Consider the following 23,068-nt stretch of genomic DNA (forward strand, 5'->3'; position numbering starts at 1 on the left):
TCGCCGTATGAGCGATCCCGATACCAAGCGTCCGGACGACGGTTCTCCGCTGAGTTCGCGACGGGTTCGCGCACGTCTGGCCCGACGGATGACGGCCGCGCCGCGCAGTGCCGTCGCCCCGGTCCTCGAACCGTTGGTGAGCCTGCACCGCGAGGTCTACCCGAAGGCCGAAGTCGCGGTCCTGCAGCAGGCGTACGACATCGCCGATCGGCACCACACCGGCCAGTTCCGCAAGTCCGGTGACCCGTACATCACGCACCCGCTCGCCGTTGCGACGATCCTCGCCGACCTGGGCATGGACACCACGACCCTCGTCGCGGCGCTCTTGCACGACACCGTCGAGGACACCGGGTACTCGTTGGAGCAGCTCGAGACCGACTTCGGCGCGGAGGTGGCGCACCTCGTCGACGGGGTGACGAAACTCGACAAGGTCGCGCTGGGAAGTGCGGCGGAGGCCGAGACGATCCGCAAGATGATCATCGCGATGGCGCGGGACCCGCGGGTCCTGGTGATCAAGGTGGCCGACCGTCTGCACAACATGCGCACCATGCGCTTCCTGCCGCCGGAGAAGCAGGCGCGCAAGGCTCGCGAGACCCTCGAGGTGATCGCTCCGCTGGCGCACCGCTTGGGAATGGCGACCGTGAAGTGGGAGCTCGAGGACCTGTCGTTCGCGATCCTGCACCCGAAGAAGTACGAGGAGATCGTGCGCCTCGTCGCCGATCGTGCGCCCAGCCGCGACACCTATCTGGCGCGGGTCAGGACCGACCTCAACACCGCGCTCGGGGCCGCGAAGATCACGGCGACCGTCGAGGGACGCCCGAAGCACTACTGGTCGATCTATCAGAAGATGATCGTCCGCGGTAAGGACTTCGACGACATCCACGATCTGGTGGGGATGCGGATCCTGTGCGATGAGGTCCGCGACTGCTACGCCGCGATCGGTGTGGTGCATTCCCTGTGGCAGCCGATGGCGGGCCGTTTCAAGGACTACATCGCCCAGCCCAGCTTCGGTGTCTACCAGTCGCTGCACACCACGGTCATCGGACCGGAGGGCAAGCCGCTGGAGATCCAGATCCGTACCTTCGAGATGCACCGGACCGCGGAGTTCGGCATCGCCGCCCACTGGCGGTACAAGGAGGGACGCAAGGGTCGCGGCCGCAAGCCGACCGACGTCGCCGAGATCGACGACATGGCGTGGATGCGCCAGCTCCTCGACTGGCAGCGGGAGGCGGCGGATCCGGGGGAGTTCCTCGAATCCCTCCGGTACGACCTCGCCGTCCGCGAGATCTTCGTCTTCACCCCCAAGGGCGATGTGATCACCCTGCCCTCCGGGTCGACACCGGTGGACTTCGCCTACGCCGTCCACACCGAGGTGGGCCACCGGTGCATCGGAGCACGGGTGAACGGACGGCTCGTCGCCCTGGAACGGGCGCTGGAGAACGGAGAGGTCGTCGAGGTCTTCACCTCGAAGGCCGAGAGCGCGGGGCCGAGCAAGGACTGGCAGAGCTTCGTCGTCTCGCCGCGAGCCAAGACCAAGATCCGCCAGTGGTTCGCCAAGGAACGGCGTGAGGAGGCCCTCGAACAGGGCAAGGACGCCATCGTCAAGGAGGTCCGCCGCGGCGGCCTCCCGGTGCACCGGCTGGTGTCCGGAGAGTCGATGACGGCGCTGGCCAAGGAGTTCGGGTTCGCCGACGTCGACGCCCTCTACACGGCGGTCGGCGAGAGTCACGTTCCGGCCGGCCGCGTCGTCCACCGGTTGGTCGCGATGCTCGGCGGTGTCGAGGCGGCCGAGGAGGAGATCGCCAACCGCGCGACACCGTCGAGCCCGACGATGCGGCGCAGACAGTCCGGCGACTCCGGCGTCGTCGTGGAGGGCGTCGACAACCTGCTCATCAAATTGGCGAAATGCTGCACACCGGTGCCCGGCGACGAGATCATCGGTTTCGTCACCCGAGGCGGCGGCGTCAGCGTCCATCGTGCGGACTGCACCAACGCCGACGATCTGCGTTCCCAACCCGAACGGTTGCTACCGGTGAACTGGGAACCGAACCCGTCGTCGGTGTTCCTGGTGGCGATTCAGGTCGAGGCTCTCGACCGTCACCGGCTGCTGTCGGACGTGACGCGGGTGCTCGCCGACGAACGCGTCAACATTCTGTCGGCGTCGCTCACGACCAATCGCGATCATGTCGCGGTGAGCAAGTTCACCTTCGAGATGGGCGACCCGAAACACCTCGGACACGTGCTGAACGTGGTCCGCAACGTCGAGGGCGTGTACGACGTCTACCGGGTCACGTCGGCGGCGTAGGTCCGGAGCCGGCTCCGTGCCGACGGTCGGAGCCCGAGATCCGGACCGGATCGGTCCGGATCTCGGGGATGATCCGATCAGTCGTCGGAGACCGAGGTGGACTTGATCTCCAGGCGTTCCTTCGGCAGCCCGTCCTCGGGCGTTCCGATCGGTCCGGGGTCGATGCCGCCGCCGGCGACCTCGTCGATCACCTTCATCCCGGCGTCGTCCACGTGGCCGACGACCGACAGCGTCGGCGGCAGCTCGGTGTCCTTCGTCACGACGAAGAACTGGGCGCTGCCGGTGTCGGTCGTGCCGCTCTCGGGGTTGTTGCTGTTGGCGATCGCGATGGTCCCGCGCGGATAGACGACCGGGGCGGCCATCCCGACCTGGGCGTACTGTTCGGCGTTCTTGCCCGGCGCGAACCCCTCGGGGACGTCGAGCTCGTCGGGGCTGGTCCATCCGGGACTCCCCGCGCCGGTCCCCGTCGGATCGCCGCACTGCAGGACGCGCAGTCGGTCGCTCTGGGCCAGGCGGTGGCACACCGTGCCGTCGTAATAGCCGTCGGACGACAGCGAGATCACGGCGTTGACGTTGCAGGCCGCGTCCGAACGGTCCAGCGTCACCGGGATCTCGCCGCGGTTGGTGGTGAGCGTCCAGTCGACGGTCCCGGTGTTCAACACCCGACTCTCGGGCTTCGGGGCCGTCCGAGCCTTCCCGTCACCGGTGTGCAGGTAGGCCAACTGCTTCTCCGCCTCGGCCTTCTGCTCGGGCGGAGCCGCGTCGACCTGCTGCTTGGCGAGCTCGATCATCTTGTCCCAGTCGCGGTCGGCGTCGGTGTACGTGCACTCGGTGTGCCGCTCGTTGTCCCAGTGGCGGTAGTAGAAGTATCCGCCGAGTGCTCCTGCGGCGAGGACGGCGACACCGCACACCGCGATGAGCGTGATCATCCGTCGGCGTGCGGCCTGGCGTTCCCGCTCAAGCCGCTCCTCGAGCTTTCGACGGGCGGCTTCGCGACGCTCTTCGTTGGTCGACACGCTGGTGGAACCTCCTGTGCGGCGTGTGAAGCATGGATCGGTGCGTACAGCGGGCCCCATGCTATCGCAGGGGACTGGGAGGTCGATGAGACAATGGTCGGCACGTGTCGTCCGGCGGTGAGCCGGAGAGTGCCGAGGAGGAACCCCACCATGCTGATCGCCGGATTTCCTGCCGGGATGTTCCAGACGAACTGCTATCTGGTCGCCCAGGAGCGGGGGAGCGAGGCCGTCATCATCGACCCGGGGCAAGACGCGGCGCCGACCGTGCGCACCGCCCTCGCCGAACACGACCTGACCCCGGTCGCGATCTTTCTGACCCACGGGCACCTCGACCACACGTGGAATTCCACGGAGCTGGCCGACGAATACTCGATCCCGGTCCACATCCACGCGGACGACCGTCCGATGCTCACCGATCCGGGGATGGGCATCGGCAGTGCGCTGTCGGCGATGATCGGGGAGCAGACGTTCACCGAGCCGGAGAAGGTCGTGGAGTTCGTCGACGGCGAGGACGTCGAGGCCGCCGGTTTCCGCTGGCAGGTCGCCCATGCGCCGGGGCATTCACGCGGAAGCGTCCTGCTGACCCCCGGTGCGGGGGAGGTCTGCTTCTCCGGCGACGTACTCTTCAACGGGTCGATCGGTCGGACGGACCTCCCCGGCGGAGACCACCGACAGCTGCTGGAGTCGATCGCGACGACCCTTCTGGTCCGCGACGACGACGTGGTGATCCTGCCCGGTCACGGCCCGCAGACCACGATCGGCGCCGAGCGGACGAGCAATCCGTTCCTCACCGAGGTTCCCGATGCGACGAAGAAAGGACGTTTCGGACTGTGAGCGGAGAATTCGCCGCGCCGAAAGGCATTCCGGACTACTACCCACCGGCTTCGGCCGACTTCCTGGCGGTGCGCGAAGCGCTGACGGAAGCCGCGCACCGCGCCGGGTACGGCCACATCGAACTGCCGATCTTCGAGGACACGGCCCTGTTCGCCCGCGGGGTCGGGGAGTCGACCGACGTGGTGAGCAAGGAGATGTACACCTTCGCCGATCGCGGTGGACGCACCGTGACCCTGCGTCCCGAGGGAACGGCAGGCGTGATGCGCGCCGTGATCCAGCACGGACTGGATCGGGGGCAGCTTCCGGTGAAGCTCTGTTACTCCGGCCCGTTCTTCCGCTACGAGCGGCCCCAGGCCGGCCGCTACCGGCAGCTCCAGCAGGTCGGGATCGAGGCGATCGGCGTCGACGATCCGGCGCTGGACGCCGAGGTGATCGCCGTCGCGGACGAGGGGTATCGGCGACTCGGACTGAGCGGCTACCGCCTCGAGCTGACGTCCCTGGGCGACGACACCTGCCGCCCCCGATACCGGGAGGCGTTGCAGGCCTTCCTGTTCGGGCTCGATCTGGACGAGGCGACGCGCGACCGGGCAGCGATCAACCCGCTGCGGGTGCTCGACGACAAGCGCCCCGAGATCCGCGAGGCCACCGCCGATGCGCCCTTGATGATCGATCATCTCAGCGATTCGGCCCGCGATCACTTCGACGCGGTCCGCGCGCATCTCGACCGGCTCGGTGTCGAATACGTCCTCAACCCTCGTCTGGTGCGCGGGCTGGACTACTACACGAAGACCACCTTCGAATTCGTGCACGACGGCCTCGGCGCACAGTCGGGGATCGGCGGCGGCGGTCGCTACGACGGACTGATGAAGCAGGTCGGCGGCAGACAGGATCTGTCCGGGATCGGCTTCGGGATCGGCGTCGACCGGACCGTTCTCGCACTCGAGGCCGAGGGCGCGTCGGTGGCCGGACGCGGTCGCGTCGACGTGTACGGCGTCCCGATGGGCGGCGCCGCCAAGTCGGAGCTCGTCGCGATGGCCGCGGACCTCCGGGCCGCGGGCGTGAGCGTCGATCTGGCGTATGGGGATCGCGGGCTCAAGGGCGCGATGAAGGCGGCGGACCGATCGGGAGCCCGGGTGGCCCTCGTGCTCGGGGACCGCGAACTCGACGAACGGACCATCGAGGTCAAGGACCTGACGTCGGGAGACCAGCGTCGGGTGTCGCTCGACGGGGCGGTCGCGGCGGTCCGCGAACTGCTCGCCGACTAGGACCGCGGACCGATCACAGGTCGTCGGTGGCGAAGGTGTCGCACCGGCGCGGATCGCCGGTGGAGTACCCCGTCGTCACCCAGCGGACGCGCTGCGCCGCCGAGCCGTGAGTCCAACTCTCCGGGTTCGCGGACGATCCGGTGATCGTGTCGTCTCCGATCGCCTTGGCGGAGGCGATGACCGTCTGGATCTGCTCGTCGGTGATCGGCTCGAGCATCGCGTCGGGCCCCTCGTCGGCCTTCGACATCCAGACGCCGGCCAGGCAGTCGGCCTGCAACTCGATGCGGACCGATCCGTCGTTGCCCATGCGCTGCCCCTTGGCGAGAACCCCCGTGAGGTTCTCGACGTGGTGGCCGTACTCGTGGGCGACCACGTACTCCTGGGCGAGGGGGCCGTCCGAGCCGCCCATCTGCTTGAGCTGAGCGAAGAACGCGGGATCGAAGTAGGCGGTCTTGTCGCCGGGACAGTAGAAGGGCCCCATCGCGGAGGTGCCCGCACCGCATGCGGTGGCGATCGATCCGCTGAAGATCTTCGTGGCCGGCCGCGTGTATCCCGACATCAGCGATCCCCACACACGATCGAGGCTGACGGTGGTGGCGACGATTCGGCAGACGTCGTCGGAGTTGGCCTGCTCGATCGTGCAGTTCGCGATGTGTTCACTGAGGGCCTGGTCGGAGGCGCCCGTCGGGGCCGAGCCGGGGTCGCCGCCCATGATCTGACCCGGGTTGACCCCGAAGAGCAGCGCGACGATGGTCACGATGAGCCCGACGCCGCCGCCGAGCGCCATCCGACCGCCGCCACCGCCGCCGGCCGAGACGTTTCCGCCGCCGAGCGGCCCACTGCCTTGGAAGGTCATGGGCCAACATTAGCCGCGAATGCGACGCGACTGTCGCGGTGTCCGCGGCGATCCGTAGAATCGGGCGCACGAAGATCGCACACTGACGGCACACTGTCGACTCTCTCGGGCCTCTCCCCGGCATTCGTGCTGCGCAGAAGGAAGGAAGCACGTGCTCCGCACTCATCTCGCCGGATCGTTGCGTCGACAGGACGCATCGCAGACCGTGACCGTCGCCGGATGGGTGGCGCGGCGGCGCGACCACGGCGGAGTGGTCTTCATCGACCTTCGCGACTCGTCCGGACTGGTGCAGGTCGTGTTCCGGGACGAGGCGGTCGCGGAGGCCGCGCACCGACTGCGCGCAGAGTTCTGCATCCAGGTGACCGGCGAGGTCGAGATCCGCCCGGAGGGCAGCGAGAACAGTGCGCTCGCCTCGGGCGCGATCGAGATCAACGCCACCGAACTGGTCGTTCTCAACGAGTCGGCCCCGCTGCCCTTCCAACTCGACGAGCAGCCGGGCGAGGAGGCCCGGCTGCGACACCGATACCTCGACCTGCGGCGCGAGGGGCCCGCGCGGGCCATGCGCCTGCGCTCGGAGGTGAACGCGGCCGCCCGCACCGTCCTCGCGAGCCACGACTTCGTGGAGGTCGAGACCCCGACGCTGACCCGATCGACCCCGGAGGGGGCACGCGACTTCCTGGTTCCCGCCCGCCTGCAGCCGGGCAGCTTCTACGCCCTGCCGCAGAGCCCGCAGCTGTTCAAGCAGCTCCTGATGGTGGCGGGGATGGAGCGGTACTACCAGATCGCACGCTGCTACCGCGACGAGGACTTCCGCGCCGACCGTCAGCCCGAGTTCACCCAGCTCGACGTCGAGATGAGCTTCGTCGACGAGGACGACGTGATCGCCCTCGCCGAGGAGATCCTCGCGGCGCTGTGGAAGCTGATCGGCGTCGAGATCAACACGCCGATCCCGCGCATCACCTATGCCGATGCGATGCGCCGGTACGGCAGTGACAAACCCGACCTGCGCTTCGACATCGAACTGGTCGAGTGCACGGAGTTCTTCGCCGACACCCCGTTCCGCGTGTTCAAGGCCCCGTACGTCGGCGCCGTCGTCATGGCGGGCGGCGCGTCACAGCCGCGCCGACAGCTCGACGCCTGGCAGGAGTGGGCCAAGCAGCGGGGCGCCAAGGGACTGGCGTACGTCCTCGTCCAGGAGGACGGCACGTTGACCGGACCGGTCTCGAAGAACATCTCCGAAGCCGAACGCGAGGGCATCGCGGCGCACGTCGGCGCCGAGCCGGGCGACTGCATCTTCTTCGCGGCCGGGGCGACCAAGCCGATGCGGGCACTGCTCGGTGCGGCACGCGATGAGATCGCCGCCAAACTCGGGCTCATCGCCGACGACGCCTGGGCGTTCACCTGGGTCGTGGACGCCCCGATGTTCGAACCCGCCGACGACGCGACGGCCGCCGGCGACGTCGCCGTGGGCTCCGGCGCCTGGACCGCGGTGCACCACGCCTTCACCTCGCCGAAACCGGAATGCCTCGACGCCCTCGAGGCAGACCCGGGAGCGGCGGTCGCCTACGCCTACGACATCGTGTGCAACGGAAACGAGATCGGTGGCGGATCCATCCGTATCCACCGTCGCGACGTGCAGGAACGCGTCTTCGCGATCATGGGGATCGGCGAGGACGAGGCCCGGGAGAAGTTCGGCTTCCTGCTCGACGCCTTCGCCTACGGAGCGCCGCCGCACGGCGGCATCGCCTTCGGCTGGGACCGGATCACATCGCTGTTGGCCGGGGAGCCCTCGATCCGCGAGGTGATCGCGTTCCCGAAGTCCGGCGGGGGTGTCGATCCGCTGACGGATGCACCGGCGCCGATCACGCCGCAGCAGCGCAAGGAGTCGGGGATCGACGCGCGCCCCGCGACACAGGAGAAGGCGTCCGACGCCTGAGGAAGCCATGACCGTACTCGCTGACGACAGGATCACGTCAGTACTCGACGTCGCCGCCGGCGTGCTCGCGAAGCGGGCCGGGACGGCGGTCCACCTCGACGACCCGGAGGACCTCGGCGGCTCGGGGCGCACCGCGGTGCTCCGTGCCCGAGTCATCGACAATCCCGTCTCCCTCGACCGGACCGTCGTGGTCAAGGCGTTCGACGAGGAGACGCCCGCCGCTCAGGTCCTCCGCGAGATCGCCTCGTACCGGTACGCGACGGCCCTGCCGACACAGTCGCGTCCGGGTCCCCAGCTGTTGGCATCCGACCTCGACGCACGCGTCCTGGTCCTCACCGACCTGGGGAACGGGCGGTCGATGGTCGAGGTGCTCGGCTCCGACGACCCCGACGACGTGGAGCGCGGGGTCAGCGCCTGGGGACAGGCGCTGGGACGCATGCACGCCGCGACACTCGGCGGCGACGAGGACTTCGCCACGCTGCTGCGGATCAGCGGCAAGAGCGTGAAGGGATCGGTCCGCAAGGCCGTCGCCGCGGGCGGCGGCGTCCGAGACGAGGCCGCCGCGGCGTTCGCGGCGTTCGACGACGTCACCAGGCAACTCGGCGTCGACCTGCCGACCGATGCCAGGGACCTGCTCGGCGAGGGGCTGGCGCTCTTCGACGACGGCGACTTCCGGGCCTTCAGCCCGGCGGACGTCGGACCGGAGAACATCCTCCTCAACGGTGACGGCATCAAGTTCATGGACTACGAGTGGGGTGAGTTCCGCGACGCCACGCTCGACGTCGCCTACGCGCAGGCCACGTTCCCGGCACGACTGTCGGTCGATGTCGTCGGGCATCGACCGGAGTTGGAGACCGCACTGTCGGATGCGTGGCGTGCCGAGGTGAAGCCGCTGTGGCCGTCGATGACCGACCGCGGCCTCGAGAACCGCATCCTCAAGGCCCGGACGCTGTGGGTGTGGCTGTCCACGTACTGGATGATTCGCGGCGACGCCACCGGTCACGACTGGGCGCTGCACACGACCGACGCCCGAGTCCTGCTGTCGCGGTGGGCCGACCTCGCCGACGCCGGCGAATCCGTGGGCGCCGCCGACGGCTTCGTCGACTGCGCCGACCGCGTGCGGGAGGCACTGCGGGTCTTCTGGTTCGGGTGAGTCGTGACGGGAGACTTGTTCGCGGACACACCCGATGACGACGGATCCGACAGCCACGGATCCGACACCCACGGGCCCGACACCCGCCCCGCGCCGCCGCTGGCGGTGCGGATGCGTCCGAGATCCCTCGACGAGATCGTCGGCCAAGACCACCTCCTCGGTCCGCGGTCGCCGCTACGACGGTTGATCGGCGGATCGGGAGCCGCATCGGTCCTGCTCTACGGTCCGCCCGGCACCGGGAAGACGACGATGGCCTCGATGATCAGCCAGGCGACGGGCGGACGTTTCGAGGCGCTCTCGGCACTCTCCTCGGGTGTCAAAGAGGTTCGGGCGGTCATCGACGGAGCGCGTCGACGGCTGGCGCACGGTCAGCAGACCGTCCTGTTCATCGACGAGGTCCACCGCTTCTCCAAGACTCAGCAGGACGCCCTGCTCGACGCCGTGGAGAACCGCGTCGTGCTTCTCGTCGCCGCGACGACCGAGAATCCGTCGTTCTCGGTCGTCGCTCCGCTGCTGTCCCGGTCGCTGGTGCTGCAACTTCGCTCGCTGTCGGACGCCGACGTCCGCGAGGTCCTCACCCGGGCCGTCGAGGATCCCCGCGGACTGGATGGGGCGGTGAGCCTCACACCGGAGGCGCTCGATCACCTGGTCGCGGTGTCCGGCGGCGACGCCCGTCGTGCGCTGACCGCGCTGGAGGCCAGCGCGGACGCGGCCGACGACGGGGACACCGTCGACGTCGAGGACGTCGAGGCGGCGATCGATCGGGCCGCCGTGCGCTACGACCGCGACGGTGACCAGCACTACGACGTGATCAGCGCGTTCATCAAATCGATCCGCGGCTCCGATGTGGACGCCGCCCTGCATTATCTGGCGCGGATGATCGTCGCGGGGGAGGATCCGCGGTTCATCGCCCGGCGCCTGATGATCCACGCGAGCGAGGACGTGGGGATGGCCGATCCGACGGCGCTCCAGTCGGCGGTCGCCGCCGCGCAGGTCGTCGCCCTCGTCGGCATGCCGGAAGCGCGACTGGCGCTGGCACAGGCCACCATCCACCTGGCGACGGCGCCGAAGTCGGGGGCGGTCATCTCGGCGATCGGCGCCGCGATGGCCGACGTCTCGGCGGGACGCGCCGGTGCGGTGCCCCCGGCCCTGCGCGACGGCCACTACGCCGGCGCCGCCAAGATGGGGCACGGGGTCGGGTATCGATTCCCTCACGACGACCCCGACGGAGTGCTCGCGCAGCAGTATCCGCCCGACGAACTCGTCGGTGTGGACTATTACGCGCCGACCGATCACGGGTACGAGCGGGAGATCGGTCCGCGTGTCGGCCGGCTGCGGTCGATCGTCCGAGGACTCGCCGCCCGGACGCGCTCGCGTCGCGCGTAAACTCGCCGTGACGACTGCTCGCCGAGGACCCCTTCCGGTGAGCGGGCGAGCATCAATGAACCGACCACTTCGAAGACAGGGACATCGCCGCAGTGCAGACGCATGACATCCGGAAGCGCTTCCTGGACCATTTCATCCGGGCCGGGCACACCGAGGTGCCCAGTGCCTCGCTGATTCTGGACGATCCGAATCTCCTGTTCGTCAACGCCGGGATGGTCCCGTTCAAGCCGTACTTCCTCGGCGATCAGACGCCGCCGTACGACCGGGCGACGAGCGTCCAGAAGTGCGTGCGGACCCTCGACATCGACGAGGTCGGCATCACCACCCGCCACAACACGTTCTTCCAGATGGCGGGCAACTTCTCGTTCGGCGACTACTTCAAACGCGAGGCGATCTCACTGGCGTGGTCGCTGCTCACCGGTCCGGTCGCCGAGGGCGGCTACGGCATCGACCCGGATCGGCTGTGGCCGACGGTGTACGTCGACGACGACGAGGCCGAGGCCATCTGGCGGGAGGAGATCGGTGTGCCCGCCGAGCGGATCCAGCGTCGCGGGAAGAAGGACAACTACTGGTCGATGGGTGTTCCGGGACCCTGCGGACCGTGTTCGGAGATCTTCTACGACCGGGGGCCGGACTACGGCGTCGAGGGCGGACCGGAGGCCGACGAGGACCGCTACATCGAGATCTGGAATCTCGTGTTCATGGAGAACGAGCGCGGTGAGGGACTGACGAAGGACGACTACGAGATCCTCGGACCGCTCCCGAAGAAGAACATCGACACCGGTATGGGCGTGGAACGCGTCGCATGCCTGCTCCAGGGTGTCGACAACGTCTACGAGACCGACCTGTGCAAGCCGATCATCGATCTGGCCAGCGAGATCACCGGTCGCCGCTACGGCGCCGGCGACCAGGACGACGACGTCCGGTTCCGGGTGGTCGCCGACCACGCGCGGACGGCGGCCATGCTCATCGGCGACGGCGTGGTTCCGTCCAACGACGGTCGCGGTTACGTCCTGCGGCGACTCCTGCGCCGCGTGATCCGCTCGATGCGTCTGCTGAGCGCGCACGGTGACCGGGACTCGACCGCGCCGTCGATGGAACGCATCATCACCGCCGTCATCGATCTGATGGCGCCCTCGTACCCGGAGCTCGAAGAGCAGCGGGAGCACATCGTGTCGGTGGCCGCGGCCGAGGAGAACACGTTCGGACGGACGTTGGCGGCGGGGTCTCGGCTCTTCTCGGAGGCGGCCGAGGCGACCCGCTCGGCGGGACGCGCCGCGATCAGCGGATCGGACGCCTTCGCCCTCCACGACACCTACGGCTTCCCGATCGACCTGACCCTGGAGATGGCGGCCGAGGCCGGCCTCGAGGTCGACCGCGACGGCTTCTCCGAGCTCATGGCGCAGCAGCGCCGGCGGGCGAAGGACGATGCGAACGCTCGCAAGTCGTCGCACGCGGACCATTCGGTGTACCGCGAGTTCCTGGACCGCGGGCCGACGGTGTTCACCGGATTCGACGAACTGGTCTCGGAGGCACGGGTGCTGGGACTCGTATCCGCCGGTGAGCGCGTCCGGTCGGCGTCGCCGGGAACAGAACTCGAGGTGATCCTCGACCGGAGCCCGCTGTACGCGGAGTCCGGCGGCCAGATGGCCGACCAGGGGAGCATCACCACCGGCGACGGCGTGCGGCTCGCGGTCAAGGACGTGCAGAAGGTCGGTAAGAAGCTCTGGCTCCACAGGGTGGTCGTCGACGCCGGCGAGATCGTCGAAGGCGACGAGGTGCTGGCGTCGGTCGACGCCGGCTGGCGTCACGGCGCCACCCAGGGGCATTCGGGCACCCATCTGGTGCACGCTGCGCTCCGCCAGGTGCTCGGTCCGACCGCGACGCAGGCGGGGTCCCTCAACCGTCCCGGGTACCTGCGGTTCGACTTCCATGCCGGCGCCGGACTCACGGAGTCCCAGCGCGAGGAGATCGAGCAGATCGCCAACGGCGCCGTCGAGGCCGATTACGCGGTCAACACCTTCGAGACGGATCTGGCGAAGGCGAAGGCGATGGGCGCGATGGCGCTCTTCGGCGAGAACTACGGGGATCGTGTGCGCGTCGTCGAGATCGGCGGCCCGTTCTCGATGGAGCTGTGCGGCGGGACCCATGTGGGAAGCTCCGCGCAGATCGGACCGATCACCGTGATCGGGGAGTCGTCGGTCGGGTCGGGAACTCGTCGCGTCGAGGCCTATGTGGGAATGGACTCCTTCCGGTACCTCTCACGCGAGCGGGCGCTCATGGCCGGTCTGGCGGCGTCGTTGAAGGTGCCGTCCGACCAGGTGCCCGACCGTGTGGAGCAGCTGGTCCTCAAACTCAAGGAGGCGGAGAAGACCGTCGAGGCGCTGCGCGCCGAACAGGCGAGGGCCGACGTGGCCGGACTCATCGACTCCGCGGTGAGTGCCGGTGACACTCTCGTGGTCGCCGGCCGTGTCGGTGACGGCGTCGACGCCAACGGCCTGCGGGGCCTGGTCGCCGACCTGCGCGGTCGGGTCGCCGACCGCAACGCGGTGGTCGCGCTCTTCTCGACGGCCGGGGACAAGGTGCCGTTCGCGATCGGGACCACCGAGGCGGCCCGCGACGCCGGCCTCAAGGCCGGTGACCTGGTCCGCGAGGTGGCTCCGCTGGTCGCCGGTCGGGGTGGCGGAAAGCCGGACCTCGCTCAGGGGTCGGGGTCGGACGCCTCGGGTATCGACGCGGCGTTGTCCCGGGTGCGAGACGTGATCGGCACCCGGTGATCGAGCCGCGCGGTCGCCGGATCGCCATCGACGTCGGCAGCGTCCGAATCGGCGTCGCGGTATGCGACCCGGACGGAATCCTGGCCACCCCGGTGGAGACGGTGCGCCGCGCGAAGGACGGCTCCGACGTCGCCCGCATCGTGTCGATCGTCACGGAGTACGAGGCCGTCGGCATCGTGATCGGACTTCCCCGCACGCTGCGCGGTGAAGAGGGGGCCGCGGTCACCGAGGCCCGCCGATTCGGAAAGCAGCTGTCAACTGCGCTGACGGATGTTCCGATCGAGTTCTCGGACGAACGTTTGACGACCGTGACCGCGACGACGGCGTTACGCGCGTCAGGAGTGAAAGCGCGTGATGCGCGTGCCGTCGTGGATCAGGCGGCCGCGGTCGCTATCCTTCAAGGATGGCTTGACGGTCACCGATAGGTGTTCGCCGATGAGAAGGATGATCTCTAGTGTCTGAACAGGACCACCCGACCGACGCCGGTCGTCCCGCCTCGGGGGAGCCCGGGACCGGGGGAACCATGCCTCCGACACCTGCGTCGCGCGGGCGCTACGCGCCGACGGGCGGAGGGCAGTCGGGAAACCGGCATCGACGTCGACGGACCCCCGGCGATCCGACGACGACGGGGAGCATCCCGATCGTCCGCGTCGGCGAGTCGCTGCCCGACCCCACCATCGAGTACCGGACACCGCCGCCGCCGTCGGGTGAGCCGTCACCGTATTTCGAAGTGCGGTATCAGACCTCGGAGGTCCAGGGCCTCTCGTTCACCGAGCCGGCCGTGCCTCCCGCACCCCCCGGACCGCCGCCGTCGAACTCCCCGGTGCCCCCGACCCCCGCGAGCCGACCGGCGCCCGTGAGCCCGCCGTCGGCCGCTGCTTCGGCCCCTCCGGTGCCGCGGTCCGAGACGGCGCCGCCCATGCACCCGACATCCCCCACGCACACGGGAACCCCCCCGCACGCCGGGTCCGCCGAGGCGATGGGAACGGGTCCGGCGGCCGGGGCGGGATTCGACATCCTCGACGACAGCCGCCACGCGCAGCCCGAGGGGGATGAGGAGGTGACCGGCCCGCAGCGGCCGGTGACGGCCGTCCCCGCGCATCCCGACCCTGCGGTACCGGACTCTGCGGTACTGGACTCTGCGGTACTGGACTCTGCGGGTGCCGACGACGAGGACGGAGTCGTCGAACGTCCGATGCCGGCGCGGCGACGCAACCGGCGGGTCCTCTGGGCCGTCCTCGCGCTGCTGCTCGTCATCGTCCTGGTCCTGGCCGGATTCGCGCTCAAGGCGTTCGGAGTCTTCGAATCCGACAAGGACTACGACAGCACGGTCGGACAGGGCGCGGCCCTCGTCGAGGTCGAGAGCGACTCCTCCATCCGCGACATCGGCACCACCCTCGCCGACGCCGGTGTCGTCGGCAGCCGCAAGGCGTTCGTGAACGCCGTCGGCGACCGGACCGTCGACATGGGCTTCTACCGACTGCCCAAGGAGATCTCCGCCGCCGCCGCCGTCGCGAAGATGCAGGGCGCCCAGAACCGCGTGGGACGCATGGTGATCCCGGAGGGCCGACAGCTCGACTCCAAGAAGGGCGCCGACGACCAGGTGATCCCCGGGGTGTTCGACGAGATCGCCCAGGCCACCCACGTCGAAACCGACGACGAGACCTACGGCGTGACCGCCAAGGAACTGTCGGAGACCGCAGCCTCGGCCACCGCCGACGATCTCGGCGTCCCCGGCTGGGCCCGCGCAGCCTTCGACGAACTCCACGGTGATCACCGTCGGATCGAGGGGCTCATCGCCTCGGGGGCCTGGGAGACGCTCAATCCGCGCGACGACGCGAAGACCCTGCTCCGCCACCTCGTGACCGAGTCCTCCAAGCGGTACACCGCGTGGGGGCTCGAATCGGCGGGCGAGACCCAGATGACCCCCTATCAGACCCTCACGATCGCCTCGATCGTCGAAGCCGAGGTTCGCGACGACGCCGACTACCCCAAGGTCGCGCGGGTGATCTTCAACCGGCTCGGCGCCGACCAGCGGTTGGAGATGGACTCCACCGCCAACTACACGGCCGCCATCGCGAACATCGACCTGTCGACCGAGGCGTACGCCGACAAGAACGCGTGGAACACCTACCATCACAAGGGGTTGTCGGTCACCCCCATCGGCGCCGTCGGGGAGAAGGCGATCGACGCCACGCTCCACCCGGCGCCGGGCAACTGGATGTACTTCGTCACCGTCGACAAGGCGGGTAAGACCCTGTTCTCGAAGACCTTCGAGAAGCACAAGCAGAACCGCAAGCTCGCCTGCCGGAACAAACTCCTTGCGACCGGCTGTGAGTGACCCCCGGTCCGGACTCACGCGGTCGCGGACGTGCCGATGAGCGCGGGTCGGGCCGCGGTGCTCGGCTCGCCCGTGGCCCACTCGAAGTCGCCGGACCTCCATCGGGCAGCCTATCGGGCGCTCGGCCTGCACGACTGGACGTACGAGGCGATCGACACGACGGCCGAACAGTTGGCGGGCAGGGTGCACGATGCCGGACCCGAATGGGTCGGGTTCTCGGTGACGATGCCCGGGAAGCTCGAGGCACTCCGGATCGCCGATGAGCGCACCGAACGCGCCGAGCTGATCGGATCGGCGAACACCCTGGTGCGCACCGAACGCGGATGGCGTGCCGACTGCACCGACGTCGACGGCATGAGCGGCGCGTTGACCGAGGTCGGGTACACCGGCGGCGACGCCGTCCTCATCGGGGCCGGCGGCACGTCGTTGCCGACGGTCGCGGCCCTGGCCGACGCCGGCGCCGACCGGGTGTCGGTCGTCGCGCGCAGCCCCCAGCGTGCGCAGAGCACCGTGGAACTGGCGCGCAGGCTCGGCCTGCGCGCCCGGGTCGTCGACTTCGCGGACTCCGGCGCGCTGACCGAGGCATGTGCCGCGTCCGCGGTCACGGTGTCGACGGTGCCGGCGTCGGCGGCGGCGACGGTCGCGCACCCCGTGGCGTCGTCGCCGCGATTCGTCGATGCGATCTACGATCCGTGGCCGACACCGGCGGCGAGCGCTGTTCGGGCCGCCGGCGGCGTGGTCGTCGGCGGTCTCGTGATGCTGGTGAACCAGGCCTTCAGCCAGGTCGAACAGTTCACCGGCCGCCCCGCGCCCCGTGCCGAGATGGCGGCCGCGATCGGCCTGTGGACCGACGCCTAGCGTCTCGACCCGATCGACGGCGACGATCGGAGCATGGATCCGATGCCCGCGCCGCTGCTCTGGACGCTGCTCGCCTGGTTGCTGGCGGTCGCCGAGACCGATCGACGGACCGGCCGGATCCCCAATGCGCTGGTGCTTCCGGGCGCGGCGGCGACACTCGCCTGTGCGGCCGTCGAACCGACCGTCGGATACGCCGCGGTCGCGGCCGTCGCGCCGTACCTCGTCGCCTACCGCGCTCGCGCGTGCGGCGGCGGTGACGTGAAGTTCGCCGTGCCGTGCGGCGGACTCGCCGGCGACCCCGTCGGCGCCCTGGTGATGGTGGTTCTCGCCGCACTCGGGACCCTCGTGGCGGCCTGCGTGACGCGGCGACGGCAGCTGCCGCACGGACCGGCGATGGCGGTGGCCGCGGCGACGGTGATGATCCTCCGCTGAACCCGGCATCCTGACTGTGCTCGCCCGCGGTGCTTCTGGAACAATCGGTACTCGTGTTGCGCTGGATTACTGCCGGAGAGTCCCACGGGCCCGCCCTCGTCGCCATCGTCGAGGGCATGGTCGCCGGTGTGGAGGTCACATCGTCCGACATCGCCGAACAGCTCGCCCGCCGGCGTCTCGGCTACGGTCGTGGCGCGCGGATGAAGTTCGAGGCCGACGAGGTGACCGTGATCGGTGGCGTCCGCCACGGCCTCACCATGGGCGGTCCGGTGGCTGTCGAGATCGGCAACACCGAGTGGCCCAAGTGGAAGCAGGTGATGTCGGCCGACCCCGTGGATCCGGAGGAACTCGAGGGCAGCGCCCGCAACGCACCGTTGACCAGACCGCGCCCCGGGCATGCCGACTACTCGGGCATGCTCAAGTACGGCTTCGACGATGCGCGCCCGGTGCTCGAACGCGCCAGCGCCCGAGAGACCGCGGCTCGGGTGACCGCCGGCACGGTGGCACGGAACTTTCTGCGGCAAGTCTTCGGAATCAAGATCGTCTCGCACGTGATCTCCATCGGCGCGAGCGAACCCTACGTGGGCCCGGCTCCCGCCGCCGATGACCTCGCCGCCATCGACGCGAGCCCCGTGCGTGCCTTCGACAGTGCCGCCGAGGAATCCATGATCACCGAGATCGAGGCGGCCAAACGCGACGGAGACACCCTCGGCGGTGTCGTCGAAGTGGTCGCGACCGGCGTCCCGATCGGTCTGGGCTCCCACGTCAGCGGCGAGGCGCGACTCGATGCGCGACTCGCGGGCGCCCTCATGGGCATCCAGGCGATCAAGGGAGTCGAGGTCGGCGACGGTTTCCGCACGGCACGGCGCCGGGGGAGCGCCGCCCACGACGAGATGGTGCCCGGCCCCGACGGAGTCCTGCGGTCCACGAACCGTGCGGGCGGCCTCGAGGGCGGGATGACCAACGGCGAACAACTCCGCGTCCGTGCGGCGATGAAGCCGATCTCGACGGTCCCTCGCGCTCTCGCGACGGTCGACATGAGCACAGGAGAAGCGGCCAGCGCGATCCACCAGCGCAGCGACGTCTGCGCGGTGCCGGCGGCCGGTGTGGTCGCCGAGGCGATGGTGGCGCTCGTCGTGGCGCAGGCGGCGTTGGAGAAGTTCGGCGGCGACTCCGCGGCGGAGACGCACGCCAACCTCACCGCCTACCTCGCGACCGTCGACGCGCGTTCCGGCCACCGGGAGGCGTGATGCCGCCGGCCGCCGTCCTCGTCGGACCGATGGGGGCGGGCAAGTCGACGGTCGGCCGGCTGCTTGCCGAAATCCTCGGCGTCCCCTTCTGCGACTCCGACGTGGAGATCGAGCATCGCAGCGGGCGAACGATCGCCGAGATCTTCGCCGAAGACGGTGAACCGGCGTTCCGGGACCTCGAAGCCGCGGTGATCACCGACCTGCTGGCGGCCGCCGACGGGGTGCTCGCCCTCGGCGGGGGCGCGGTGATGACCGAGGCCACCGCCGACGCACTCGCCGGACATCCGGTGGTCTACCTCGAGGTGACGGCCGCGGCGGGATTCGCACGCGTGGCGGCCGCGGGGGACAGACCGCTGCTGGCGACCGATGATCCGGCAGCGCGGTACGCGGAACTGCTGGCCTCCCGTCATGCGACATACCGATCCGTGGCGCGCGTGATCGTCGACGCCGAGCGCCCGCCGCGCGAGGTGGCCGCAGACGTCCGCGACGCCCTGACGCCCGCGACGGGCGCCGGGGATGACGGCACCGACGAATCGCCCGGGACCCACGCGCGTCCCGGGACACAGCAGAATCGGCAGTGAGGAGAGAGGCGACATGAACGAACCCGTGACCGTTCCGGTCCGTGCGGCGAGTCCGTACGACGTGACGATCGGACGAGGACTCCTGGGTGATCTCGCAGCGGCGGCGGCCGGTGCCGATCGCGTCACCGTGATCTATCAGCCCACGCTCAAGCAGACCGCCGAGCAGATCCGCGAATTCCTGGCCGACCGCGGCTTCGACGCTCATCGGGTGGAGATCCCGGACGCCGAGGACGGCAAGGACCTGTCGGTGGCGGCATTCTGCTGGGAGGTGTTCGGCCGTATCGGCATGGCCCGCAACGACAAGGTCGTGAGCCTGGGCGGAGGTGCCGCGACCGACCTGGCCGGCTTCGCGGCCGCGACGTGGATGCGGGGCATCGGCGTCATCCACGTGCCGACCACGCTCCTGGCGATGGTCGACGCCGCCGTCGGCGGCAAGACCGGCATCAACACCGATGCGGGCAAGAACCTCGTGGGGTCGTTCCACGAGCCCGACGCCGTCCTGATCGATCTGGCCACGCTCGAGACCGTCCCGCACAACGAGATCGTCGCGGGCCTGGCAGAGGTCGTCAAGACCGGATTCATCGCGGACCCGGAGATCCTGACGCTCATCGAAGCGGACCCCGAGGCCGCAGTGGACCCGACCGGGCGCCTCCTGCCGGAGCTGATCAGGCGTTCGGTGCAGGTGAAGGCCGATGTGGTGTCGGCCGACCTCAAGGAGTCCGCACTGCGGGAGATCTTGAACTACGGGCACACGCTCGGCCATGCGATCGAGCGTCGCGAACGGTACAAGTGGCGTCACGGCGCGGCCATCTCGGTCGGGATGGTGTTCGCCGCCGAGCTGGGGCGTCTGGCGGGTCGGCTCGACGATGCGACCGCCGATCGGCACCGATCGATTCTGGAACTCATCGGGCTGCCGACGAGCTACGACGCCGATGCGCTCCCGGATCTGCTGACGACGATGTCGGGCGACAAGAAGAACCGTTCCGGCATGCTGCGGTTCGTCGTCCTCGACGGGTTGGCGACACCCGGTCGGCTGGAGGCACCGGACCCGACATTGATCGCGGCGGCGTATTCGGCGGTCGCGGCAGCGGGCGGCGGCGGCACGAGCGCACCGATCATGCTGTGATCGTCGGTCTGTCCCGGGCCGCGGGACAGACCGACGATAGCCGCCGGGTGGGCGGTGAAATTCAGACGGTGATAATCAGACGGTGATAATCAGACGGTGATAGTCAGACGGTGATAGTCAGACAGGGGCGATCTGCTGGGTCGCGGCCTCGTCGGCCTCACCCTGCTGCTCGGCCTTGCGCTGCTCGCGGCGAATGAGGAACCGGCCGAACGTGACGCCGAAGAACGCCGGAACGTAGACGACCAGCGTGATGAACGAGCCGCCGGCGAGGATCTCGATGAGGAAGTCGGCCTGCCCGATGCCGTTGAGCCAGCTGACCGGGCTCCACACGCCGAGGATCCACGAGACCAGGCAGGAGATCAGTCCGGCCATCACGCCGACCTTCAGCCACCGGACCGTGAGGTCGGCGTAGTCGTCGGGATCGGCGTTCTCGCGGGCGTCCTTGATGCCGTCGACGCCGCCCCAGATCATCGCGACGAGGACCACCGCGATGATCGCCAGCCAACGCCAGATCGGCGACGACAGCGGCGCGGTGACGACCGCGATACTGAGAATGATGCGTGCAGCGATGTGCACGATGGACATCACGGTGCCACGCAGTAGCCACGAACTCATGGGGACACCGTACCGGGATGGAACATGTTCAACAACGCCGACATGCAGTTGAGGAGTACACAGATGACTGATCAGAGCCCCCGCGGCGGCGTCCACGAACGCCGGCGCGGAGCCCTCGCGGCGTCTGCCGAAGGGCGGCCCGAAACCTCCGACGTCGACGCATTCCTGGTGACGTCCCAGGTCAACGTGCGGTATCTCACGGGCTTCACCGGAAGTAACGGCGCTCTCATCGTCGGTGCGGGCGACCGTCCGCGGAGCGGCGACCGGATCGGAACCGACGGCCGCTACACCGGTCAGGTGGCCGCGCAGGCCGGCGACCTCGAGGCCGTCATCGACCGCGCGACCGCGTCGGCGCTGATCGCTCACGCGACCGCGAACGGCCTGCGCCGCATCGCCGTCGAGGGCGACGACCTGACGGTGTCGGCGTTCGGGCGGCTGCGGGACGCCGCCGAATCGGCGGGCGCCGAACTGGTCCCGCTCGACGGCTGTGTGGCCCGACTGCGGATCACCAAGGACGCCGACGAGGTGGCCGCCATCGCGGCGGCCTGCCGCATCGGCGACGAGGCGCTCGGCGCGCTGATCGACCGGGGTGCGATCGCGCCCGGCCGGACGGAGCGGGCGGTGGCCCGCGACCTGGAGTGGGAGATGTTCGGCCTCGGCGCCGACGCGATCGCGTTCGAGACGATCGTGGCGGCGGGGGCGCACTCCGCGATCCCGCACCATCGTCCGACCGACGCCGTGTTGACCGTCGGCGACCTGGTGAAGATCGACTTCGGCGCCGTCGTGGACGGGTACCACTCGGACATGACGCGCACCGTGGTGCTCGGCGAGCCCAGCGCATGGCAGCGCGAGATCCACGCCGTGGTGGAGCGGGCCCAGCAGGCGGGCCGCGACGCGCTCGCCGTCGGCGCCGACCTCCGGACCATCGACGCCGCAGCACGCACCGTGATCGCCGACGCCGGGTACGGCGAGTACTACGTGCACGGGCTCGGGCACGGGGTGGGTCTCGAGATCCACGAAGCGCCGGGGATCGGGGCGGCGGCGAGCGGTACACTGCCTGACGGCGCAACGGTCACCGTCGAACCGGGGGTGTACCTCCCGGGGCGCGGCGGCGTACGGATCGAGGACACCCTGGTGGTTGCCGAATCCGGGCCCCGATTGCTGACGACCACACCCAGGACGCTCCGCGTCCTGTGAACGAACCGCTCGAACCCGACCGATAGGGAGAACACGCATATGGCGTCGACCGCCGACTTCAAGAACGGCCTCGTGCTCAAGATGGAGGGCCAGCTCTGGCAGATCCTCGAATTCCAGCACGTCAAGCCCGGCAAGGGACCCGCCTTCGTTCGCACCAAGATCAAGAACGTGCTGTCGGGCAAGATCGTCGACAAGACCTTCAACGCCGGCGTCAAGGTCGAGACGGCGACGGTCGACCGCCGCGACATGACCTACCTCTACAACGACGGCACCGACTACGTGTTCATGGACTCGGAGACCTACGACCAGGTCGCGATCGCACCGGAGACCGTCGGCGACGGCGCACGGTTCCTCCTGGAGAGCATGACCGTGCAGGTCTCCACGCACAACGACGTTCCGCTCAGCGTGGAACTGCCGGTCACCGTCGAGCTCGAGGTCACCCATACCGATCCGGGACTGCAGGGGGACCGCTCCACCGGCGGGACCAAGCCCGCGACGCTCGAGACCGGTGCCGAGGTTCAGGTCCCGCTGTTCATCAACACCGGCGACCGGCTGAAGATCGACTCGCGCGACGGCGGCTACCTCGGCCGCGTCAACCACTGATCAGACGGGCAGTTCGACTCACGTGAAGAAATCCGGTACCCGCCACAAAGCACGTAAGCGTGCGGTGGACCTCCTGTTCGAGGCCGAAGCGAAGGACGCGCCGGCGACCGACCTGATCGCTCAGCGCCGCGAGATCTATCCCAGTGACGACAGCGTCGGGATGATGTACGACTACACCGTCCGCGTCGTCGAGGGCGTCGTCGCCGACCGCACCCAGGTGGATGCGGTCATCGAATCGCATCTGGAGAACTGGAGGCTGCACCGGCTGCCCGCCGTCGACCGGGCGATTCTACGGCTGGCGGTCTGGGAACTGCTGTACGCCACCGACGTCGACATCGACGTGGTGCTCGACGAGGCGGTGAAGCTGGCCCAGGAGCTCTCGACGGACGAGTCGCCGTCGTTCGTCAACGGCGTCCTGGGAAGAGTCGCGGAATTGGCCCCACAGGTGAGGGCCGCGGCGAGCGCGGAGTAGACTCCGACGCGGGGCGAGCGCCCGGGAGCGAGCTCTCGCCCGACACGATTCCTTTAACGATCCGT

At 69.3% G+C, this 23,068-nt stretch carries 20 protein-coding genes; 17 read left to right on the forward strand and 3 right to left on the reverse strand.

Annotated elements, in window-relative coordinates:
- The first annotated feature begins 7 nt into the window (after positions 1 to 7).
- The gene (locus tag G528_RS0103845; RefSeq protein ID WP_026917821.1) at positions 8 to 2,305 is read left to right on the forward strand and encodes a RelA/SpoT family protein; all 2,298 of its coding nucleotides are present in this window, start codon (positions 8 to 10) and stop codon (positions 2,303 to 2,305) included.
- 77 nt (positions 2,306 to 2,382) lie between these two features.
- On the opposite strand, the gene G528_RS0103850 is transcribed toward G528_RS0103845, so the two are convergent.
- A complete protein-coding gene (locus tag G528_RS0103850; protein WP_026917822.1) occupies positions 2,383 to 3,321 on the reverse strand; it encodes a peptidylprolyl isomerase in 939 nt (312 codons plus the stop codon).
- 150 nt (positions 3,322 to 3,471) lie between these two features.
- Here G528_RS0103850 and G528_RS0103855 point away from each other — a divergent pair, with 150 nt between their 5' ends.
- Both G528_RS0103855 and hisS read left to right on the forward strand, forming a co-directional pair.
- The gene (locus tag G528_RS0103855; protein ID WP_026917823.1) at positions 3,472 to 4,155 is read left to right on the forward strand and encodes an MBL fold metallo-hydrolase; all 684 of its coding nucleotides are present in this window, start codon (positions 3,472 to 3,474) and stop codon (positions 4,153 to 4,155) included.
- Complete coding sequence (gene hisS / locus G528_RS0103860; RefSeq protein WP_026917824.1) at positions 4,152 to 5,420, forward strand: histidine--tRNA ligase; 1,269 nt, start codon at positions 4,152 to 4,154, stop codon at positions 5,418 to 5,420. The genes G528_RS0103855 and hisS overlap by 4 nt, the downstream gene beginning before the upstream one ends.
- Before the next feature lie 13 nt (positions 5,421 to 5,433).
- Here the strand turns inward: hisS and ypfJ are convergent, their stop codons facing one another.
- Positions 5,434 to 6,276: a KPN_02809 family neutral zinc metallopeptidase gene (gene ypfJ / locus G528_RS0103865; protein ID WP_026917825.1), complete on the reverse strand. Its 843-nt coding sequence runs from the start codon at positions 6,274 to 6,276 to the stop codon at positions 5,434 to 5,436.
- 151 nt (positions 6,277 to 6,427) lie between these two features.
- On the opposite strand from ypfJ, the gene aspS reads away from it, so the two are divergent.
- From aspS to aroB, 11 genes are all read left to right on the forward strand, one after another.
- Positions 6,428 to 8,212, forward strand: a complete 1,785-nt coding sequence (gene aspS / locus G528_RS0103870; protein WP_026917826.1) for an aspartate--tRNA ligase — start codon at positions 6,428 to 6,430, stop codon at positions 8,210 to 8,212.
- A 7-nt stretch (positions 8,213 to 8,219) separates the two neighbouring features.
- Positions 8,220 to 9,365, forward strand: a complete 1,146-nt coding sequence (locus G528_RS0103875) for a hypothetical protein (RefSeq protein ID WP_026917827.1) — start codon at positions 8,220 to 8,222, stop codon at positions 9,363 to 9,365.
- A gap of 3 nt (positions 9,366 to 9,368) precedes the next feature.
- Positions 9,369 to 10,751 carry a replication-associated recombination protein A gene (locus tag G528_RS0103880; RefSeq protein ID WP_026917828.1) on the forward strand — a complete coding sequence of 461 codons (1,383 nt, stop codon included), beginning with the start codon at positions 9,369 to 9,371 and terminating at the stop codon, positions 10,749 to 10,751.
- A 92-nt stretch (positions 10,752 to 10,843) separates the two neighbouring features.
- Positions 10,844 to 13,528 carry an alanine--tRNA ligase gene (gene alaS / locus G528_RS0103885; RefSeq protein ID WP_026917829.1) on the forward strand — a complete coding sequence of 895 codons (2,685 nt, stop codon included), beginning with the start codon at positions 10,844 to 10,846 and terminating at the stop codon, positions 13,526 to 13,528.
- Complete coding sequence (ruvX, locus tag G528_RS0103890) at positions 13,525 to 13,953, forward strand: Holliday junction resolvase RuvX (protein ID WP_026917830.1); 429 nt, start codon at positions 13,525 to 13,527, stop codon at positions 13,951 to 13,953. Before alaS ends, ruvX begins: the two co-directional genes overlap by 4 nt.
- Positions 13,954 to 14,051: 98 nt before the next feature.
- Positions 14,052 to 15,869 carry an endolytic transglycosylase MltG gene (locus tag G528_RS18865; protein WP_051198307.1) on the forward strand — a complete coding sequence of 606 codons (1,818 nt, stop codon included), beginning with the start codon at positions 14,052 to 14,054 and terminating at the stop codon, positions 15,867 to 15,869.
- 36 nt (positions 15,870 to 15,905) lie between these two features.
- Entirely contained in the window at positions 15,906 to 16,727 is an 822-nt protein-coding gene (locus tag G528_RS16315) for a shikimate dehydrogenase (protein WP_035718963.1), read from the forward strand.
- Between the two features lie 33 nt (positions 16,728 to 16,760).
- The gene (locus tag G528_RS0103905; RefSeq protein ID WP_156890341.1) at positions 16,761 to 17,159 is read left to right on the forward strand and encodes a prepilin peptidase; all 399 of its coding nucleotides are present in this window, start codon (positions 16,761 to 16,763) and stop codon (positions 17,157 to 17,159) included.
- Between the two features lie 35 nt (positions 17,160 to 17,194).
- The gene (gene aroC, locus G528_RS0103910) at positions 17,195 to 18,409 is read left to right on the forward strand and encodes a chorismate synthase (protein ID WP_026917832.1); all 1,215 of its coding nucleotides are present in this window, start codon (positions 17,195 to 17,197) and stop codon (positions 18,407 to 18,409) included.
- The gene (locus G528_RS16320) at positions 18,409 to 18,990 is read left to right on the forward strand and encodes a shikimate kinase (RefSeq protein WP_084638015.1); all 582 of its coding nucleotides are present in this window, start codon (positions 18,409 to 18,411) and stop codon (positions 18,988 to 18,990) included. The genes aroC and G528_RS16320 overlap by 1 nt, the downstream gene beginning before the upstream one ends.
- Positions 18,991 to 19,003: 13 nt before the next feature.
- Entirely contained in the window at positions 19,004 to 20,116 is a 1,113-nt protein-coding gene (gene aroB, locus G528_RS0103920) for a 3-dehydroquinate synthase (RefSeq protein WP_026917833.1), read from the forward strand.
- Between the two features lie 117 nt (positions 20,117 to 20,233).
- On the opposite strand, the gene G528_RS0103925 is transcribed toward aroB, so the two are convergent.
- Positions 20,234 to 20,731: a B-4DMT family transporter gene (locus G528_RS0103925; RefSeq protein ID WP_026917834.1), complete on the reverse strand. Its 498-nt coding sequence runs from the start codon at positions 20,729 to 20,731 to the stop codon at positions 20,234 to 20,236.
- A gap of 63 nt (positions 20,732 to 20,794) precedes the next feature.
- Here G528_RS0103925 and G528_RS0103930 point away from each other — a divergent pair, with 63 nt between their 5' ends.
- Genes G528_RS0103930 through nusB form a run of 3 tightly spaced genes read left to right on the forward strand, consistent with a single transcriptional unit; the run spans position 20,795 to position 23,003 of the window.
- A complete protein-coding gene (locus tag G528_RS0103930; protein ID WP_035718837.1) occupies positions 20,795 to 21,928 on the forward strand; it encodes an aminopeptidase P family protein in 1,134 nt (377 codons plus the stop codon).
- A gap of 39 nt (positions 21,929 to 21,967) precedes the next feature.
- A complete protein-coding gene (efp, locus tag G528_RS0103935; protein WP_026917836.1) occupies positions 21,968 to 22,531 on the forward strand; it encodes an elongation factor P in 564 nt (187 codons plus the stop codon).
- 22 nt (positions 22,532 to 22,553) lie between these two features.
- Positions 22,554 to 23,003, forward strand: a complete 450-nt coding sequence (nusB, locus tag G528_RS0103940) for a transcription antitermination factor NusB (RefSeq protein ID WP_026917837.1) — start codon at positions 22,554 to 22,556, stop codon at positions 23,001 to 23,003.
- Positions 23,004 to 23,068 lie beyond the last annotated feature (65 nt).

Origin of the sequence: Gordonia shandongensis DSM 45094, from assembly GCF_000423025.1 — a bacterium.
Taxonomy (GTDB): domain Bacteria; phylum Actinomycetota; class Actinomycetes; order Mycobacteriales; family Mycobacteriaceae; genus Gordonia; species Gordonia shandongensis.